Below are 3501 nucleotides of genomic sequence, written 5' to 3' on the forward strand. Positions count from 1 at the left end.
AACCCATATGTATAGGCTCCACGGACGCTTACTTTGTTCAATTAGGTTAAATCGCAATAAGATCAAACGAAAGGGCAGTTATTGTTATAATTCAAGCTGCTTTTTCGTTTGACCTTACAGCGATTCTAACCTAAAGAATTTCTAAAGCTCACATACCATGATGAATTCCTCATCATTTTCATTCATGATCCTGAACCCGGTCTTCTGATACATTTTCACAGCATAGTTAGCCTTCTGAACAGCGAGAGACACTCTTTTATAGCCTTGATCACGAAGAATCTCCAGCATTTCCTCCATGAGCCTCGTGCCGATCCCTTTTCTCCGATACTCCTTGTACAGTGAAATTGCAAATTAAGGTGTTTCATCATCCACATGGCCGTAATCATTCATGATCCTCGTCCAGACAGCCCCAACTATTTTTCCGTCGTGGATCGCGACGAGGCAGTTGTCTCCAGACTTTGTACCGAAACCATCAGTGTATACGCGCAGCTCCGGTTTCTCTACAATATCTCTCGAAGGCGGCTCCACACCTTCCGGAATGAATATGGCTTCATATAAAAAGTCTTTGAGAAGGCCGAGTTCGTTTTCCCGAATACAACGGAACTCTATTGCGTTCTTCATACCATCTTTACACCTTATTTGGAATAGTTCTCAAAGCACCATTTTGCGATCCTTATGATCAGTGCTTCCGGTAAAGGCTGATCATAGGGGATCCGTATCGTGCCCTTGCTTACGTCATAATCGGAGAGTTCCTCCGTAAATACAGCTGTAGCCTCATCACCGGGATAAATGCCCAGATGTTTCTTTGATGCTGCGAAATGAATGATATTACGACCTCTCCAATAAGTGGGCATCGACCAGGAGATCCGTTCCTCCGCGTCTGGCAGTGCATCACGAAGGATCTCCCGGATTTCCATTAATCTGGGCTTATATTTCTCATCCTGGGCAGCAATGTATTCATCAATATTCTGCGGTTTCACACAGTAATGATCCTGGTTTTGTCTGCTGAACTCTCTGCCGCATTTCGGACATTTCCATGCCATGGCTTCACCTCTTCAAATCTCGATTTGCTTAACCGTTTATACTGTAATTTAAACATCTTTAGCCAAATAAAGTAAAAGATCATCATCATTGATGCAGGGGGCATACTGTTCTAATTGTTTCCCTTTATACCAAACTCCGCTGCCATCAAAATTGTAACCTCTTTTTACATACATCCTCTGGGCTGGTCCATATCCAGAATGAACCCCAACTGCCAAGTAAACTTTATCGGAAACTTTTGACGCCTCATTTTCAACAGCATCCAAAAGCCTATTTCCAATACCTTTATTATGAACATCAAAGAAAACTGTCAGATCTTCAATTTCAGGATAGCCTTGATTCCCCCAAGGACCTTCTATAGGATTCAGAACCAGAGTACATTGCCCGGAGACTCTGCCATCATACTCTGCGATAAAAACAAATCTTTTACCATCCTCCTGTTCTTTATAATACTTTTCATATGTATCTACGGAAGGATGCCAGCCATACGAAAAATATGTATCATAAAGGATTTTTGCATCTTCAGGAATCATGCTCCTAATTCTTATAGTTCCATCATCATAATACGTAACCATCTTTAACCACCTTTATCATAATCCTAGTCATACCATTAAAGCCGTGTTCTTATATCTTTCAGTTCCTCGATACTGAATTCTATAGGCGATGCATTATCAACCTCTATCGTATGCGACTCCTCAAATGGTATATTTCTTTTCATAGCAAGAAGCGTCATAATGACAGCACCGTGCGATATTATAAGCAGGTTTTTGTCTGAAGAAGCATCATGTTGCCCAAGAATATAATCCAGCGCATTGAATAATCTCTCCATTACCATTTGGTATGATTCACCACCAGGACTACGATTGTACCTTTTGTTTGATAGCCACAGTTTATGTTCTTCAGAATATAAAGAAAGGATTTTATCCCAAGTATGCCCTTCAAACAATCCCAGATTCATTTCTTCCAGGCCTCTAACTATTTCATATCCTGTATGGAAATGCTCATCTACTATCTGCGCAGTTTTTACAGTTCTAGCCTGATAGCTGGTGTATATCTTTTCAAAAGAAATATCTCTATCTTCAAGATTCTTGCAAAGAAGTTGCGCCTGCGCTATTCCATTCTCATTCAAAGGAATATCAGTCGTACCTTGAACTTTTCCTAATATATTCCAATCTGTTTGTCCATGCCTCGCAAAATATATCTTCACAATACGTCCTCACCCTTAGTACACTTATTGTCTATCACACAGAATGGCGTTTGATGTCCACACAATTTCCAAGCTCATCAAAACTAAATTCCACAATCCATGGCATCAGAAATCTTATTCTTTCAAAATCATCATAGCCAAAAGAATTATCATAAAAATTTATGATGGTGCTTAATGATGTACCATGGCTTCCAACTACTATAAATGATTTCTGATACCTTACTTAAACTCTCCATAATTTTTGTCTTTATCTTCCGATATTATGTGTTAGCATTAGCACAATTGTCTACTTGCTTCCTAATTGTTTTAGTAGCAAGCATAATAGCGATTACTATAATAACAACTTTACTGAAATAGCCTACATATTGATTACTTCCAGTTACAAGTTGTGAAAAAACATTAATCAGGGAATGCGTCATTACACATATCCAAAGGTTATTTGTTTTCACATATAACACTGAAAGAATAAAGCTATTTACAAGTAAACCAATTAAAAATGGGATCACATCAGCATGTGTTTCATCTAGATAAAAAAACAGAAAATGCCATAATCCCCACGAGAAAAATGTGATGATCGTAGCTAAAATGTAGTGCAGTCTTTCCTGCAAAAGCGGTTGAAACAGGTATCTCCAGCCAATTTCTTCTATACCGCCTAGTACTATATGCTTGAAAAACATTATGATCGGCAGATACCACACTCTTATTGATATCCTTCCTCCGAATACAACCGGAAGAAAATCCAAACATAAGAACAAAATCATCCAAACGTAATTTAGAGGGCTTTGTCTTATCCTGAAGAAATCACAGATTACGGTTTTAAAACCTGTATTTCGATATTTGATTGAAATAATGGCTCCCCATAACGCTGAAGAAATACCACCAATTGCAATAATGATCCATCCTAACGGTGTGGCATAACCCACCTCCAGTCCATATCGTCTTAGTACAAAGGCAATTATGCATACCACGATAATTTGTCCTAATGCTCCGGCCAAATAGAGCGTCAGTGCCTTTTTGTTATTCATACCATTTCTATATCCTTTTTATCTTCCGATATAACTTGCGATAAGGTAAGACTTCTTGCGGGCTTTTTCCTCTTTGCTCGCCAGAAATCATATCTTTATTATAAACCTGGGAAAAGGTTCCTTTGGTTACCCAAAAGGCCCCTACAGACACTCATAATGCAAATTCTAATTGATGCAAGTGTCAGATTTACTACTGAAATCTTCGGAACTAGCACTCGTTTAAAGATT

The 3501-nt window shown here is 38.8% G+C and carries 4 protein-coding genes and 1 pseudogene; all 5 read right to left on the minus strand.

Features of this window, described 5'->3' with window-relative positions:
* Positions 1 to 141: 141 nt before the first annotated feature.
* A pseudogene (locus NXH67_RS18370) lies at positions 142 to 621 on the minus strand (GNAT family N-acetyltransferase).
* Positions 622 to 635: 14 nt separating this feature from the next.
* Entirely contained in the window at positions 636 to 1043 is a 408-nt protein-coding gene (locus tag NXH67_RS01490) for an iron chaperone (RefSeq protein ID WP_272796119.1), read from the minus strand.
* A 48-nt stretch (positions 1044 to 1091) separates the two neighbouring features.
* Entirely contained in the window at positions 1092 to 1616 is a 525-nt protein-coding gene (locus NXH67_RS01495) for a GNAT family N-acetyltransferase (protein WP_272796120.1), read from the minus strand.
* A 35-nt stretch (positions 1617 to 1651) separates the two neighbouring features.
* Positions 1652 to 2248, minus strand: coding sequence for a histidine phosphatase family protein (locus NXH67_RS01500; RefSeq protein ID WP_272796121.1), 597 nt, complete (start codon positions 2246 to 2248; stop codon positions 1652 to 1654).
* 260 nt (positions 2249 to 2508) lie between these two features.
* Positions 2509 to 3273 carry a CPBP family intramembrane glutamic endopeptidase gene (locus NXH67_RS01505; RefSeq protein WP_272796122.1) on the minus strand — a complete coding sequence of 255 codons (765 nt, stop codon included), beginning with the start codon at positions 3271 to 3273 and terminating at the stop codon, positions 2509 to 2511.
* Positions 3274 to 3501 lie beyond the last annotated feature (228 nt).

This window comes from Butyrivibrio sp. DSM 10294 (assembly GCF_028539135.1).
Lineage (GTDB): Bacteria > Bacillota > Clostridia > Lachnospirales > Lachnospiraceae > Butyrivibrio.

Coding starts and splice junctions, on each gene's coding strand:
- NXH67_RS01495 (WP_272796120.1), bottom strand. CDS start 1,616: ATGGTTACGTATTATGATGATGGAACTATAAGAATTAGGAGCATGATT.
- NXH67_RS01490 (WP_272796119.1), bottom strand. CDS start 1,043: ATGGCATGGAAATGTCCGAAATGCGGCAGAGAGTTCAGCAGACAAAAC.
- NXH67_RS01505 (WP_272796122.1), bottom strand. CDS start 3,273: ATGAATAACAAAAAGGCACTGACGCTCTATTTGGCCGGAGCATTAGGA.